Origin of the sequence: Actinomycetospora aurantiaca (genome assembly GCF_037401875.1) — a bacterium.
In the GTDB taxonomy this organism is placed as follows: domain Bacteria; phylum Actinomycetota; class Actinomycetes; order Mycobacteriales; family Pseudonocardiaceae; genus Actinomycetospora; species Actinomycetospora aurantiaca.
Genome location: NZ_JBBEGN010000002.1, coordinates 630,680 through 644,405 on the forward strand (window position 1 = coordinate 630,680; position 13,726 = coordinate 644,405).

Sequence of the window (13,726 nt, forward strand, 5' to 3'; positions counted from 1 at the left end):
CCGTTCACCCGGCGTGTAACGTTCCGTCGCGTTGGGGCTGTGGCGCAGCTGGTAGCGCATCACACTGGCAGTGTGAGGGTCAGGGGTTCGAGTCCCCTCAGCTCCACCCACGGGACACGAGAGGCCCGCCGACCACCCGGTCGGCGGGCCTTCGTCGTTCCCGGGGCCGGCTCCGGACGGTCCTCCCGACTGTCGTACGACAGGGCGTCGTGGATACGCTCTCCCGGTGAGCCGCGAGGCTCCACGGCGGTTACGATCGCCGGGTCACGACAGGACGGCGCACCCGTGCCGTCGATCAGGAGGCACCCGTGGGCAGGAGGCATCCGTGACGGCCGTCGCACCGAAGCCGATCGCGACCACGCCGTACCCGGCGCGGGAGTACAAGCGCGGCTCGTTCATCGGTCGGATGCTGAAGACGACGGATCCCAAGGACATCGGGATCCTGTACATGATCACGTCTTTCGCGTTCTTCCTCATCGGCGGGCTGATGGCGCTGCTCATGCGCGCCGAGCTCGCCCAGCCGGGCCTGCAGATCCTGTCGGTCGAGCAGTACAATCAGCTGTTCACCATGCACGGCACGATCATGCTGCTGCTGTACGCGACGCCGATCCTCTTCGGCTTCGCGAACTACATCGTGCCGCTGCAGATCGGGGCGCCCGACGTGGCGTTCCCGCGGCTGAACTCGTTCTCCTACTGGCTGTTCCTCTTCGGCGGGACGATGGTCGTCTCCGGGTTCTTCACCCCCGGCGGCGCCGCCAGCTTCGGCTGGTTCGCCTACTCGCCGCTGTCGGACTCGCTCTACACCCCGGGCTACGGCGCCGACCTCTGGATCGTCGGCCTGGCCGTCTCCGGTCTGGGCACCATCCTCGGTGGCGTCAACTTCGTGACGACGATCGTCTGCATGCGCGCCCCGGGCATGACGATGTTCCGGATGCCGATCTTCACCTGGAACATCCTGGTGACGGTCGTCCTGGTGCTGCTGGCCTTCCCGATCCTGACGGCGGCCCTGTTCGGCCTGCTGGCGGACCGGCACCTCGGGGCCCACATCTTTGACCCGGCCAACGGCGGGGTGATCCTGTGGCAGCACCTGTTCTGGTTCTTCGGGCACCCCGAGGTCTACATCGTGGCGCTGCCCTTCTTCGGCATCGTCTCGGAGATCTTCCCGGTCTTCAGCCGCAAGCCGATCTTCGGCTACAAGACGCTGATCTACGCGACGCTGTCGATCGCGGCCCTGTCGGTCGCGGTGTGGGCGCACCACATGTACGCCACGGGCGCCGTGCTGCTGCCGTTCTTCTCCTTCACCACGTTCCTCATCGCCGTGCCGACCGGCATCAAGTTCTTCAACTGGATCGGCACGATGTGGAAGGGACAGCTGACGTTCGAGACGCCGATGCTGTTCTCGGTCGGCTTCCTGGTGACGTTCCTGTTCGGTGGCCTGACCGGCGTCCTGCTGGCCGCGCCGCCGCTGGACTTCCACGTCTCGGACTCGTACTTCGTCGTGGCGCACTTCCACTACGTGCTGTTCGGCACGATCGTGTTCGCCACCTACGCCGGCATCTACTTCTGGTTCCCGAAGATGACGGGCCGGATGATGAACGAGCGCCTGGGCAAGTTCCACTTCTGGGCCACGTTCGTCGGCTTCCACACCACGTTCCTGGTGCAGCACTGGCTGGGCAACGAGGGCATGCCGCGGCGCTACGCCGACTACCTGCCCTCGGATGGGTTCACCACGCTGAACACCATCTCGACCATCGGGGCGTTCGTCCTCGGTGCCTCGACGCTGCCGTTCATCTGGAACGTCTTCGCGAGCTACCGCTACGGGCGTCCGGTCGACGTGGACGACCCGTGGGGCCACGGCAACTCGCTGGAGTGGGCCACCTCGTGCCCGCCGCCGCGGCACAACTTCACCGAGCTGCCCCGGATCCGTTCCGAGCGGCCGGCGTTCGAGCTGCACTACCCGCACCTCACCGAGCGCATCCGGCTGGAGGCGCACGTGGGCGGTGGGCACTCGAGCATCGGTGAGGCCGCGACGGGCAAGGTCGGCCAGGAGCACCTCCCCGGCAGCGACCCCCGGAACAAGTGAGCCGCTCGTCGGGGGACGAGCACGTGGCCGGAGCCGTCGACCAGGAGCGCACCACGCTCCTGGTCACGGTCACCGGGGCGGACTTCCCGGGTGTCTCGGCGACGCTGTTCACCGTGCTGGCCGAGCACGGCGCCGAGATGCTCGACGTCCAGCAGGCGACGATCCACGGGCACCTGACGCTGTCGGCGCTGGTCGGGGTCACGGGGAACCCGACCCGGCTGGCGGACAGCCTCGACGTCGCGATCCCGGCGCTGGGGCTCTCCGTCACCGTCGAGACCGGCGGGGACGCGTCGTCGGTGCACCCGTACTCCACGCACGTGGTCTCGGTGCTGGGCCGGCCGATCACCGCGGCGGACTTCGCCGAGGTGGCGCGGACGCTCGCGTCGCTGCGGGTGAACATCGACCGGGTGCGCCGGGTGGCCGACTACCCGGTGACCGGCCTCGAGCTGCGGATCTCGGTGCCCGGCATCTCGCCGCCCACCGACACGGCCCTGCGGCAGGCCCTCGTGGGCGCCTCGCAGCGGGCCGGGGTCGACGTGGCCGTGCAGCGGGTGGGCATCGCGCAGCGTGCCAAGCGGCTGATCGTGTTCGACGTGGACTCGACCCTGGTCCAGGGCGAGGTCATCGAGATGCTCGCCGCGCACGCGGGCCGCGAGGCCGAGGTGCGTGAGGTGACCGAGGCGGCGATGCGCGGCGAGATCGACTTCGCCCAGTCGCTGCACCGGCGGGTCGCGACGCTCGCCGGCCTGCCCGCGTCGTGCCTGCACGACGTGGCGATGGGCCTCGAGCTGACCCCGGGGGCACGGACCACCGTGCGCACCCTGAAACGGCTCGGGTACCGGTGCGGCGTGGTCTCGGGTGGGTTCACGCAGGTCATCGACTACCTGGTGGACGACCTCGGGCTGGACCACGCGGCCGCGAACGAGCTCGAGATCGTCGACGGGCACCTGACGGGGCGGGTCGTGGGCGAGGTCGTCGACCGGGCCGGCAAGGCGCGGTCGCTGCTCGAGTTCGCGGAGCGCTTCGAGGTGCCGATCGAGCAGACCGTGGCGGTCGGCGACGGGGCGAACGACCTGGACATGCTGGCCGCCGCAGGGCTGGGCATCGCGTTCAACGCCAAGCCCGTCGTCGCCGCGGCGGCGGACACGGCGGTGTCGTACCCGTTCCTCGACGCGGTGCTGTTCGTGCTGGGGGTGACCCGCGACGAGATCGAGGTCGCCGACGCCGCCGAGGGTCTCCTGCGCCGTGTCCCCCTCTGAGTCCCTGGTGGCGCTCGCGCCGCTGGCGGCGCGGGTGTGCCCGTGGACGACGGACCTCGCGGCCCCCGAGGCGGACGAGGACCCCGACGGCCCCGTCCGCGCGATGCCGATGGTCCTGCGCCTCGAGCGGCAGGACCAGCCGTCGCGAACGGCCGTGCTCGAGGCCGCGGCCGCCGCGGCGCTCGCGCTGTGCCTGGACGAGCGCTCGGCGCCGGGCGGGGAGTGGTTCGACGCGGTCGCGGCGTGGTGCGGGGCCGGGCGGATCCGGAAGCTGGCCCGGCGGGCACGCACGTCCCACTGGCGCGCGGTGCAGGACGTCCCGGGTGTGACGGCGGGTGAGCTCGTCCGGGCGCTCGTGCCCGGGCCGGTCGACGAGGTCCCGCACGAGGTGCGGCGCCTGCAGATCGGCGGGACGGACCTGCCGGACGACTCGCCCGGACCTGTGGACGAGGGCCGCCCGGTGATCTGGCTGAACCCGCGCGTGGAGCAGTCGACGGGCAAGGCCGCCGCGCAGGTGGGGCACGCGAGCATGATCCTGGCGACGGTCCTCGCGTGGACCGGGGGCGACCCCGCCGACGTGACCACGCCCGCCGTCCGGACCGCCTCGACGTCGGACTGGGATCTCTGGTGCTCGGCGCTGGACGATCCGGAGAAGGCGTGGGCGCTCCACGGTGTCGCGCCGGTGCGCGACGCGGGCTTCACGGAGGTGGCGCCGGGCACGGTGACCTGCATCGGGCAGGTGCGTACGGGAGGCTGACCTCCGTGATCGTGATCGTCGCCAGTACCCGGGTGCGCTCCGAGCGGATGGACGCGGAGAACCAGCCGCTGGTGGACGCCCTGGAGGCGCGTGGCGCGGCGGCGCGGGTCGAGCCGTGGGACGCCCCGGACGACGTCGCCGGGTGGAGCTCCGCGGACCTGGTGGCCGTGCGCACCACGTGGGACTACACCGCCCGCCGCGACGACTTCCTGGCCTGGGCGCGCGACGTGGCGGCGGCGACCGCGCTGCAGAACCCGCTCGCGGTGCTGGAGTGGAACTCGCACAAGCGCTACCTGGTGGAGCTGGCGGACGCCGGGGTGCCGGTGGTGCCGACGCGACTGGTGCCGGCCGGGTCGTCGCCGGACCCGTTGGGGCCGTCGCGGGTGGTGGTCAAGCCGGCGGTGTCGGCCGGGGGCCGGGACACCTTCGCCGGGACCGGGCCGGAGCTGGACGAGACGCTCGCGGGCCTCGTCGTGGTCGGGGACGCGCTGGTGCAGCCCGCGGTCGAGTCGATCGGCGTCGAGGGCGAGGTGTCGTTGATCCGGCTCGGCGACCGGTGGTCGCACGCGGTGCGGAAGTTCCCGGCCGAGGACGGGTTCCTGGTGCACGAACGACACGGCGGGCGGCTGGAGGACCACGAGCCGACGCCGCGGGAGCTCGCCGTCGCCGACGCGGCGCTCGCGCACGCTCCGGCGCCGGTGCACGCCGCGCGGGTGGACCTGGTGCGCCTCGACGGCGAGCCGGTGGTGATGGAACTCGAGCTCATCGAGCCGGAGCTGTTCCTGCGGCGGTCGCCGGACGCGGCGGGCCTGCTGGCGGACGCGCTGCTCGCCGCCCGCTGACTCAGCCGCGGAGGCGCTCCAGGGCGCCCCGGACGACGGCGGGGTCCTGCGTCGTCCAGAACGGGGGGAGGGACCCGCGCAGGAAGCCGCCGTACTGCTTCGTCGCCACGCGGGAGTCCAGGATCGCGACGACGCCGCGGTCACCCGTCCCGCGCAGGAGGCGTCCGGCGCCCTGGGCGAGCAGGAGCGCGGCGTGGGTGGCGGAGACGGTGAGGAAGCCGTTGCCGCCGCGGGCGTCGACGGCGCGCTGGCGGGCGGCGACCAGCGGGTCGTCGGGCCGCGGGAACGGGATGCGGTCGATCATCACGAGCTGCAGCGACTCGCCGGGGACGTCGACGCCCTGCCACAGCGAGATCGTGCCGAAGAGCACGCTGCCGGTGTCGGCGGCGAACTTCTGCACGAGCGTGTTCGTGGAGTCCTCGCCCTGGCAGAGCACGGTGCCGTCCCAGCGGCCGCGGAGGTCCTCGGTGGCCTGCTTGGCCGCGCGCATGGAGGAGAACAGCCCGAGCGCGCGTCCGCCGGCGGCCCGAACGAGGCCGTCGATCTCGTCGAGCATCGCGCCGGAGAGCCCGTCGCGGCCGGGCGGCGGGAGGTGGCGGGCGACGTAGAGGATGCCGGCCTTCGCGTGGGCGAAGGGCGAGCCGACATCCAGCCCGTGCCACACGAGCTTGGTGGCGGGGTCGTTGCCGTGGCCGGACCCGTCGTCGGGAAGCTCGCTCTTCTGCTCCACAGGCAGGCCCCACTGGCGGGCGAGGGCGTCGAAGGAACCGCCGAGCACGAGGGTGGCGCTGGTGAGAACGACCGTGGACTGCCCGAAGAGCCGGTGGGCGAGCAGGCCCGCGACCGACAGCGGCGCGACGTGCAGCGCGCGCACCGTGGTCGAGCCGAGCTCGCGCTCGGAGCACCAGACGACGTCGGGGCGGGTCGCGGGGTCCTCGCGGTCGAAGGCGCTCAGCAGCCGGCCCGCGACGTCGTGGACCTCCTCGACCATCGCGGTGGCAAAGCGGCGGTTGGCGGCGTCGGCGTCGTTCTCCTTCGCGCCCTTCTCCCGCTCCGGTCCCAGCGCCTGCTTGCACGCCCAGGCCGCGTTGCGGATGGCCGACAGCATGCGGCCGACCGGTTCCGGGAGGTGCTCCCAGCGGCCGAGCGGGACGTCGGTCAGCACGGTGTCGAGGCCCTCGCCGGCGTCGACGAGCTGGTCGGCGAGGGCCTGGTCGATCAGCTTGGCGCAGCGGCGGGCGGCGGCGGTGGCGGTGGAGCCGGTCAGCTCGCCGGTGGCCACGGAGGTCACCCGATCGACGAGGTTGTGGGCCTCGTCGACGACGACGACGTCGTGCTCCGGGAGGACGGCGCGGCCCTCGATGGCGTCGATCGCGAGCAGGGCGTGGTTGGTGACGACGACGTCGGCCGCGCCGGCCTTGTGCCGGGCGAGCTCGGAGAAGCAGTCCTCGGCCACCGGGCAGCGCGAGGCGCCCAGGCACTCGCGGGCGGTGACGCTGACCTGGCGCCAGGCGCGGTCGGGGACGCCGGGGACGAGCTCGTCGCGGTCGCCCGTGGTGGTCTGCTCGGCCCACTCGTGCAGTCGCGTGACCTGGCGGCCGAGGGCGGAGACCTGGAACGGGTCGAAGAGCTGCTCGTCGCCCGGGTCCTCCGCCTGGGCGCCGGACTCGATCTTGTGTCGGCACAGGTAGTTGCCGCGGCCCTTGAGGATCGCGAACGTCGGCCTGCGTCCGAGCACCGGCTCGAGGGCCTTCGTCAGGCGGGGGAGGTCGCGGTCGACCAGCTGGGCCTGCAGGGCGATCGTGGCGGTGGAGACGACGACCGCCTGGTCGGCCTCGAGCGCGTGGCGGATCGCCGGGACCAGGTAGGCGAGCGACTTCCCGGTGCCGGTCCCGGCCTGCACGGCGAGGTGCTCCCCGGTGCGCAGCGCGCGCTCGACGGCGGCCGCCATGCGCTGCTGGCCCTCGCGCTCCGCGCCGCCGAGCGCCTCGACCGCCGCGGCCAGGAGGTCGGCGACGGAGGCGGACTCCGTGATCGACTCCGTCAACTGCGCCATGCGTGCACCCCCTTCGCAGGCTCAGAGTACGGAGGAGGCCGATCGGTTCCCGGCACCGCCACGATTGCTCCATCGGGGTGATCGATGGATCCGCGAGCACGGCGGACGAGTCGCAGCAGGAGAGAACCCACACCTGCGGACCGGGAGTTCACCGTGCGACGACTACTCGTGCTGCTGACCACCGTCGGCGCGCTGCTGGCGAGCGCCACACCCGCGGTGGCCGCTCCGGCGCTCGCAGCGGCCGAGGACTGCGGGGTGCGCGTCAACCGCCCCCACTACAGCCGCGCCTCCGAGCAGATACACACGCGCATCGAGAGCTTCTGTCGCACCCTGCCGGTCGTCGCGAACACGGTGTCGGGCAGGACCTATCGCGAACGCTTCTGGGGCTGGGAACTGGTCGCGGAGCAACCCGCGACGACGACGAAGGGACCGGCCGTCTTCGCGCAGGACCATCGTGAAACCGTCGTGGCCGACTGCGAGGCAGGGTCCCTGTACCGGTACCGGACCGAGGTCTTCGGGACGGTGACGTTCCCCCAGGGCACCTACTCGGCGTCGGCGTACGAGGAGAACGATCAGGAGATCCTGTGTGGGCGACCGTGAGATCGGAGACGACGTGAGCGAGACGGGTCGCACTCCGCGTGTGGAGCTGCTCGGTCGTCTGCTGCGCAGCGCCGTCGTCGCCCCACGTGGGCGCTTCCGGGCGACCGCCGACTACGTGACCTCGCAGGGCCCGCCATCCTCCGCGGTGCCGAGGCGTTTCTCGCCGTTCCGCGACGACGGCCCGCCTCGCGGCGGACAGAATCACGACGAGTGCGAGATCGTCCTGCACGACTGCGACCACTGGCACGTGACGACCTCGCGTGGCGGGGACTATCGGCGGACCGGCGACGACGTCGTCGTCGGGTACCCGGGCCACGCACCGCTCGAGATGGACGTGGAAAACCTCCGTGCCCCGAACGCGGACTGGCCCTACTACGCGGGCCACTGGGCGGAGGAGCTCGTGCTGCCGCACCGACTCCTGGGCCTGCTCGACGATCTCCTCCTCGACGAGGACGACGAGGCCCGCCCGCGCCTGCGGGGCACCGTGTCCCTGCGCCAACCCGAGGCGTACCAGGGGATGGCGGGTCACGAGGTGCTGGAGGTCGAGTTCACCGTCGACCTCCAGCTGGCCGTGATCGTGGACGTCACTGCAAGGACGTGGGATCACCGCGTCGACCGCTACACCCTGGAGGTGCTCGAGCTGAACGGCGCGTGACTGTCGGGGGTCGCGCTATCCTTCGAACATGAGTTCGGACGGTGGTGGGGACGCGGTCAGCGACGAGCTGACCGCGCTGCTCACCCGCCTCTCCGAACTCGCCGACCTTTCCACCGACCCGGCGTGCGGGATCACCGACACGGCGCGGATCGACCGGATCGCGCTGTTGGAGCAGGCCCGGGCCGCGCTCGCGGCCGCTCAGCACACCGAGATGGTCGCCTTCGCCAAAGCCCACGTGGAGGCCCAGGCCGACCTGGTCGCCGCCCACGAACTCGACCCCCGCGACCTCGGCAAGGGCATCGCCGACCAGATCGCCCTGGCCTGCCACGTCTCCCCGACAGTGGGCTCTCGGCGGTTGGGGGTCGCGCAGGCGCTGGCCGACGACCTGCCGTGCACGCGGGCGTTGTTGGTGGCGGGTCGGGTGTCGGAGCGGGTCGCGGAGCTGGTGGTGTCCTGGACCAGCCACCTCGACCCCGAACTGCGCCGACACGTCGACCAGCAGGTCACCGAGGCGGGGATCGAGGCGCAGAGCCGATTCCAGGCCGAGGCAACCATCAAGCGGCTCGCGTACGAGGCGGACCCGGCCGGGTTCACCGACCGCGGGCGGACCGCCCGCAAACAGCGGCGGGTCACGCTGCGCCCCGCCCCGGACACCATGAGCGTGCTCTCCGGGCTGCTGCCGGTCGAGCAGGGCGTCGCCTGCATCACCGCGCTACGCCGCCACGCCGACACGTTGATCGCCGGTGGCGACGCCGACGGGCGCACGCGGGATCAGATCGTGGCCGACACCCTGGTCGAGCGGGTCACCGGGCAGACCTTCGCCGAGGACGTCACCGTCGAGGTCGGGATCGTGCTGCCCCTCGACGCCCTCACCGACCCGGACAGCGAGAAGACCGGGGAGGTCGTCGGGTATGGGCCGCTACCCAGTGGGATCGTCGCGGACCTGCTCAACACCACCCAGGGAAAGAAGTGGTGGCGGCGGCTGTTCAGCCACCCCCGCTCCGGACGCCTCGTCGGCGGCGACCCCACCCGCCGGTTGTTCGACGGGTTCCTGGCCACCCTGATCCACTACCGCGACCACGGCCGCTGCCGCGACCCTTACTGCGGCGCCCCCGCGAGACACACCGACCACATCCGCGGCAAGACCGCCGGCGGGCCGACCAGCCTCGGCAACGGCCGCCGGACCTGTGTGCGCGGCAACCAGATCAAAGAACTCCCCGGCTGGTCCACCGACCTCATCGACGACGGCCTCGGCGAGCACCCCCACGAAGTCCGGACCACCACCCCCACCGGCCACACCTACACCAGCCGCGACGGACCATGACGCGACACCCTTCCGAGCCGGCCCGAGGTGCGAGGTTCGTCGATAGCGTCGTTCGGGTGGCCGCTCCTCCGCCCGTGCCGACGCCGCTGTTGATCTCGTTCGCCGGTTTGCCCGCGTCCGGGAAATCGACGATCGCGAAGGAGGTGGCGCGGTCACTGCGAGCCGCTCACGTGCGGGTCGACACGATCGAGGTCGCGGTGGGTCGAGCGGAGGGCACCGCGGCGGCGACCAACGGGTGGGCGTCGCCGCCCGGGTACGAGATCGCCTACGACGTCGCGGCCGATCAGCTGCGTCTCGGCGTGCCGGTGGTGGCCGACTCGGTGAACCCGCTGCGGGAGAGCCGGGACGCGTGGCGGTCCGTGGGCCGCGCGGCGGGCGCCCGTGTGCTGGAGGTCGAGGTGCTCTGCTCCGACCCGGACGAGCACCGACGCCGGGCCGAGCAACGGGCCATCGACGTGGTGGGACTGATTCGCCCGACCTGGGACGACATCCTCGAACGACGGTACGAGCCGTGGGAGCGCGACCGCACGGTCGTCGACACGTTCTCCATCACCCCCGACGAGGCCGCCGAGGTCGTCCTGACGGCAGTCCGGGGCAAGTCGTGAGGGTCCGTCAGTCGGCAAGATCCCAGAGCCGCCGGTAGTAGGCCGTGCGCTCGGGGTCCGGGGCCACGCCGTACGCATCGAGCAGTGGTTCCTCCCAGTCCGGGCCGTAGTTCCGCTGCGTGCTCCACGTCGCGACGGCCAGGTCGGCCCAGCGGTCGGCGACCCCGAGGGCCCCCAGGTCCACGTGACCGACCACCGCCCCGTCGTCGGCGAGGAGGGTGTTGGGCGCGCAGGCGTCCCCGTGACACACCACCGCGCGGTCGACCGGCGGCGGGTCGTCGACCGGTCCCCGGGCGCGCGATCCGCTCCCTCGCCGACCAGGAAAAGGGCACCCGTCCACCGGCAGCGCGTCGTGCAGCAGGCGCAGGCCACGGCCGAGCGCCCGTACCGCCGTCGCCGGCTCGGCCAGCCACCGCGGATCGACCGCACTGCGCCCGGGCAGGGCGGCCGTCGCGAACCAGTTCGGACCCGTCGTCAGGACCCTGGGGACGACGACGTGGCGCGCCGCCCAGGCGAGGCGTTCGACCTCGGGGCCGAGGTCCACGACGCCGGGCGGCGACCACTTCACGTAGTCCGACGACCTGACGGCGAACGTCAGCCCCCCGAGCTCGTTGCGCCACACGCACTCGAGTGGCCGCCCGGCGGCGAACCGGGCGACCTCGTCGGGGACCTCGACGGGAGAGTCAGGACGCACGGGCGAGCACGATGCCCGCCTCGCGCATCGTGCTGCACGCGGTTTCCGTCGTCGCCGGCGCGACGCCCGCCGTCAGGTCGAGCAGCACCGTCGTCGAGAAGCCCTCGGCGGCGGCGTCCAGGGCGGTCGCACGCACGCAGTGGTCCGTGGCGATGCCGACCACCTCGACGAGGTCGACGTCGCGGTTGCGCAGCCAGTCGACGAGGCGCTCGCCGGAGACCGAGGTCCCCTCGAACGCCGAGTACGCCGCGGTGTACCGGCCCTTGGAGAAGATCTCCTCGATCCGCGACACGTCGAGCTCGGGGTGGAAGGCCGCCCCCGCCTCACCGACCCGGCAGTGCACCGGCCAGCTGTCGACGAAGTCGGGGGTCTCGGAGAAGTGGTCGCCCGGGTCCTCGTGGTAGTCCCGGCTCGCGACGACGTGGGCGTACCGGCCGTGCTCGGCGGCCAGGAACCGGGTGATCGCCCCGGCCGTCGCCGCCCCGCCGTCGACCCCCATGGACCCGCCCTCGCAGAAGTCGAGCTGCACGTCCACCACGATCAGCGCGCGGGCCATCCCGTCACCCTAGCGAGTCCAGCAGGAACGTCGTCGGGATCGCGGGCTCCCCGCGGGAGAGCTTCAGCCCCTCCCACGGGATCGCGACGAGGTTGCGCCGCAGGTGCTCGCGGGCCTGGTCGAGCGAGGGCAGCCCGGCCACCGGCTCGCCGGCCTTGACCAGGTCGACCGGGACCACGCGGTCGTGCTCGCCGACCTCGACCGGGACGTGGTGCTGGTGCACGACCTCCTCGACCGCGGTGCCGGTCGGCTTGTGCCGGCGCACCGCGGACTTAACGCCGCCCCGCGACTCCTTCGACGACGAGCGCTTGGCGACCGGGCGGCCCTCGACCTCGACGAGCTTGTAGACCATGCCCGCGGTCGGTGCGCCCGACCCGGTGACGACCGAGGTCCCCACGCCGTAGGCGTCCACCGGCTCGGCGCGCAGACCCGCGATGGCGTGCTCGTCGAGGTCCCCGGAGAGCACCACCCGCGTGCCGGTCGCGCCGAGCGAGTCCAGCTGCGCCCGGGCGCGCTGCGCCATCACGCCGAGGTCGCCGGAGTCGATCCGCACCGCGCCGAGCTCCGGGCCGGCGACGCGCACCGCGGTCTCGATGCCCTCGGTGATGTCGTAGGTGTCGACCAGCAGGGTCGTCCCGACGCCGAGCGCGGCCACCTGGGCGCGGAACGCCTCCTCCTCGGAGTCGTGCAGCAGCGTGAAGGCGTGGGCACTGGTCCCGGTCGAGGGGACGCCGTGGCGCGCCGCCGCCTCCAGGTTCGACGTGGCGGCGAAGCCCGCCAGGTAGGCCGCGCGGGCCGCCGCGACGGCCGCCTCCTCGTGCGTGCGGCGCGACCCCATCTCGATCAGGCGCCGCCCGGCCGCCGCCGTCGTCATGCGGGCCGCGGCGGAGGCGATCGCGCAGTCGTGGTTGAGGATCGAGAGCACGAGCGTCTCGAGCAGGACGCACTCGGCGAACGTGCCCGTCACCGAGAGGATCGGCGAGCCCGGGAAGTACAGCTCGCCCTCGGGATAGCCGACCACGTCACCGGCGAAGTGCAGGTCCGCGAGGTGGTCAAGCACCCGCTGCGAGAGCGCCCCGGTGGCGCGCAGGGCCGCGATCTCCTCGTCGCCGAACCGGAACCGACCGAGCGCCTCGAGCACCCGCGGGATGCCGGCGACCACCCCGTACCGGCGCCCGTGCGGCAGGGACCGGGCGAACACCTCGAACGTGCACCGGCGGTCGGCCGTGCCGTCGGCCAGGGCCGCGTCGAGCATCGTGAGCTCGTACTGGTCGGTCATCAGCGCCGTACCGCTCGTCATCCGGCCAGCCTAGGGTGCAGGCACTCGCGGGGAGCTGAGACGATGGGGACATGCGCTGCGTCATCGGGTCGAGCTCCCCTATCGGCGTGCTCCCCCTGCCCCAGCGTCTCCCTGCCCTCTCGGCGCCCGTGGAGCCGGCGCCCACGGTGGAGGAGCTGCCCGACGAGCTCGTCGGCGCGGACACCCCGTGGCAGACGATCGTCTGGAACGACCCGGTCAACCTGATGTCCTACGTGACCTACGTCTTCCAGAAGCTCTTCGGCTACGACAAGCAGAAGGCCACCGCGCTGATGATGGACGTGCACCAGAAGGGCCGGGCGACGGTGTCGTCGGGCAGCCGGGAGAAGGTCGAGGGCGACGTCGCGAAGCTGCACGCGGCCGGCCTGTGGGCGACGATGCAGCGCTCGTCGTAGCCCGTGCGAGCCTGGAAACGACACGGGCGGGGTGAGCGGGCCCGCTACGTCGCGGTCCTCGACCCCGCGGAGGCGTCCGTGCTGCGCGGCCTGGTCGGGCAGGTCGACGACATGCTCACCGGCCGCGACGACGCCACCCCGCGCGACGAGCTCGCCGAGCTGACCGGCATCCGCACCGGCCCCGCGACGGCCCCGGACGACCCGGTGCTCGCCCGGCTGCTGCCCGAGTTCCACCGCGCCGACGCCGAGGGCGGGGCGGGCGCGGACGGCGTCGCGCTGTCGGCGGCGATGCGCTCGGTGCACGAGCCGGAGCTGATCGCGGCCAAGCGCCAGGCCATCGGGACGCTGCTCGCGACCTGCCCGTCCGGCGGCGGGCGGGTGGAGCTCACCGTGCCCGAGGCGGAGGCGTGGCTCACCGCGGTCAACGACGTCCGGCTCGCGCTCGGCACCGCGCTGGAGATCACCGAGGACATGCCCGACCAGCTCCCGCCGGACGATCCGCGCACCGACCACCTGCCCGTCTACCACTGGTTGACCTGGTTGCAGGACTCCCTGTTGACCGTGCTCCTGGTCTGAGCCCCA

Annotated in this window: 14 protein-coding genes and 1 tRNA gene; 11 read left to right on the plus strand and 4 right to left on the minus strand. The window is 72.6% G+C overall.

Annotation, left to right across the window (positions count from 1 at the left end; genetic code table 11):
- The first annotated feature begins 33 nt into the window (after positions 1-33).
- From WCD74_RS07655 to WCD74_RS07675, 5 genes are all read left to right on the plus strand, one after another.
- Positions 34-106 (plus strand) — tRNA-Ala (locus tag WCD74_RS07655).
- Between the two features lie 219 nt (positions 107-325).
- On the plus strand, positions 326-2,083 hold the full coding sequence (gene ctaD, locus WCD74_RS07660) for an aa3-type cytochrome oxidase subunit I (protein WP_337694223.1): 1,758 nt from the start codon (positions 326-328) through the stop codon (positions 2,081-2,083).
- Positions 2,084-2,106: 23 nt separating this feature from the next.
- Positions 2,107-3,342, plus strand: coding sequence for a phosphoserine phosphatase SerB (gene serB / locus WCD74_RS07665; protein WP_337694224.1), 1,236 nt, complete (start codon positions 2,107-2,109; stop codon positions 3,340-3,342).
- Complete coding sequence (locus WCD74_RS07670) at positions 3,329-4,099, plus strand: peptidyl-tRNA hydrolase (RefSeq protein ID WP_337694225.1); 771 nt, start codon at positions 3,329-3,331, stop codon at positions 4,097-4,099. The genes serB and WCD74_RS07670 overlap by 14 nt, the downstream gene beginning before the upstream one ends.
- Before the next feature lie 5 nt (positions 4,100-4,104).
- Positions 4,105-4,941: an ATP-grasp domain-containing protein gene (locus tag WCD74_RS07675; protein ID WP_337694226.1), complete on the plus strand. Its 837-nt coding sequence runs from the start codon at positions 4,105-4,107 to the stop codon at positions 4,939-4,941.
- Between the two features lies 1 nt (position 4,942).
- Here the strand turns inward: WCD74_RS07675 and WCD74_RS07680 are convergent, their stop codons facing one another.
- Entirely contained in the window at positions 4,943-6,997 is a 2,055-nt protein-coding gene (locus tag WCD74_RS07680; protein WP_337694227.1) for an ATP-dependent DNA helicase, read from the minus strand.
- Positions 6,998-7,150: 153 nt separating this feature from the next.
- Here WCD74_RS07680 and WCD74_RS07685 point away from each other — a divergent pair, with 153 nt between their 5' ends.
- The 4 genes from WCD74_RS07685 to WCD74_RS07700 are packed head-to-tail and all read left to right on the plus strand — an operon-like array spanning position 7,151 to position 10,181.
- A complete protein-coding gene (locus WCD74_RS07685) occupies positions 7,151-7,597 on the plus strand; it encodes a hypothetical protein (protein WP_337694228.1) in 447 nt (148 codons plus the stop codon).
- A gap of 13 nt (positions 7,598-7,610) precedes the next feature.
- The gene (locus WCD74_RS07690) at positions 7,611-8,252 is read left to right on the plus strand and encodes a hypothetical protein (protein ID WP_337694229.1); all 642 of its coding nucleotides are present in this window, start codon (positions 7,611-7,613) and stop codon (positions 8,250-8,252) included.
- Between the two features lie 28 nt (positions 8,253-8,280).
- A complete protein-coding gene (locus WCD74_RS07695) occupies positions 8,281-9,576 on the plus strand; it encodes a DUF222 domain-containing protein (protein WP_337694230.1) in 1,296 nt (431 codons plus the stop codon).
- Complete coding sequence (locus WCD74_RS07700; protein WP_337694231.1) at positions 9,573-10,181, plus strand: P-loop nucleotide/nucleoside kinase family protein; 609 nt, start codon at positions 9,573-9,575, stop codon at positions 10,179-10,181. Before WCD74_RS07695 ends, WCD74_RS07700 begins: the two co-directional genes overlap by 4 nt.
- Before the next feature lie 7 nt (positions 10,182-10,188).
- On the opposite strand, the gene WCD74_RS07705 is transcribed toward WCD74_RS07700, so the two are convergent.
- From WCD74_RS07705 to WCD74_RS07715, 3 genes are read right to left on the minus strand one after another with little or no spacing between them, the layout of a single operon-like run.
- Positions 10,189-10,875, minus strand: coding sequence for a phosphotransferase (locus WCD74_RS07705; RefSeq protein WP_337694232.1), 687 nt, complete (start codon positions 10,873-10,875; stop codon positions 10,189-10,191).
- Positions 10,865-11,431 carry an isochorismatase family protein gene (locus WCD74_RS07710; RefSeq protein WP_337694233.1) on the minus strand — a complete coding sequence of 189 codons (567 nt, stop codon included), beginning with the start codon at positions 11,429-11,431 and terminating at the stop codon, positions 10,865-10,867. Before WCD74_RS07710 ends, WCD74_RS07705 begins: the two co-directional genes overlap by 11 nt.
- Positions 11,432-11,435: 4 nt before the next feature.
- Positions 11,436-12,731: a nicotinate phosphoribosyltransferase gene (locus WCD74_RS07715; protein WP_337694234.1), complete on the minus strand. Its 1,296-nt coding sequence runs from the start codon at positions 12,729-12,731 to the stop codon at positions 11,436-11,438.
- An 86-nt stretch (positions 12,732-12,817) separates the two neighbouring features.
- Between WCD74_RS07715 and clpS the strand changes: the two genes are divergently transcribed.
- Together clpS and WCD74_RS07725 are read left to right on the plus strand one after the other, a co-directional pair.
- Complete coding sequence (gene clpS, locus WCD74_RS07720; RefSeq protein ID WP_373696040.1) at positions 12,818-13,144, plus strand: ATP-dependent Clp protease adapter ClpS; 327 nt, start codon at positions 12,818-12,820, stop codon at positions 13,142-13,144.
- A gap of 3 nt (positions 13,145-13,147) precedes the next feature.
- Positions 13,148-13,720, plus strand: coding sequence for a DUF2017 domain-containing protein (locus tag WCD74_RS07725; protein WP_337694235.1), 573 nt, complete (start codon positions 13,148-13,150; stop codon positions 13,718-13,720).
- Positions 13,721-13,726 lie beyond the last annotated feature (6 nt).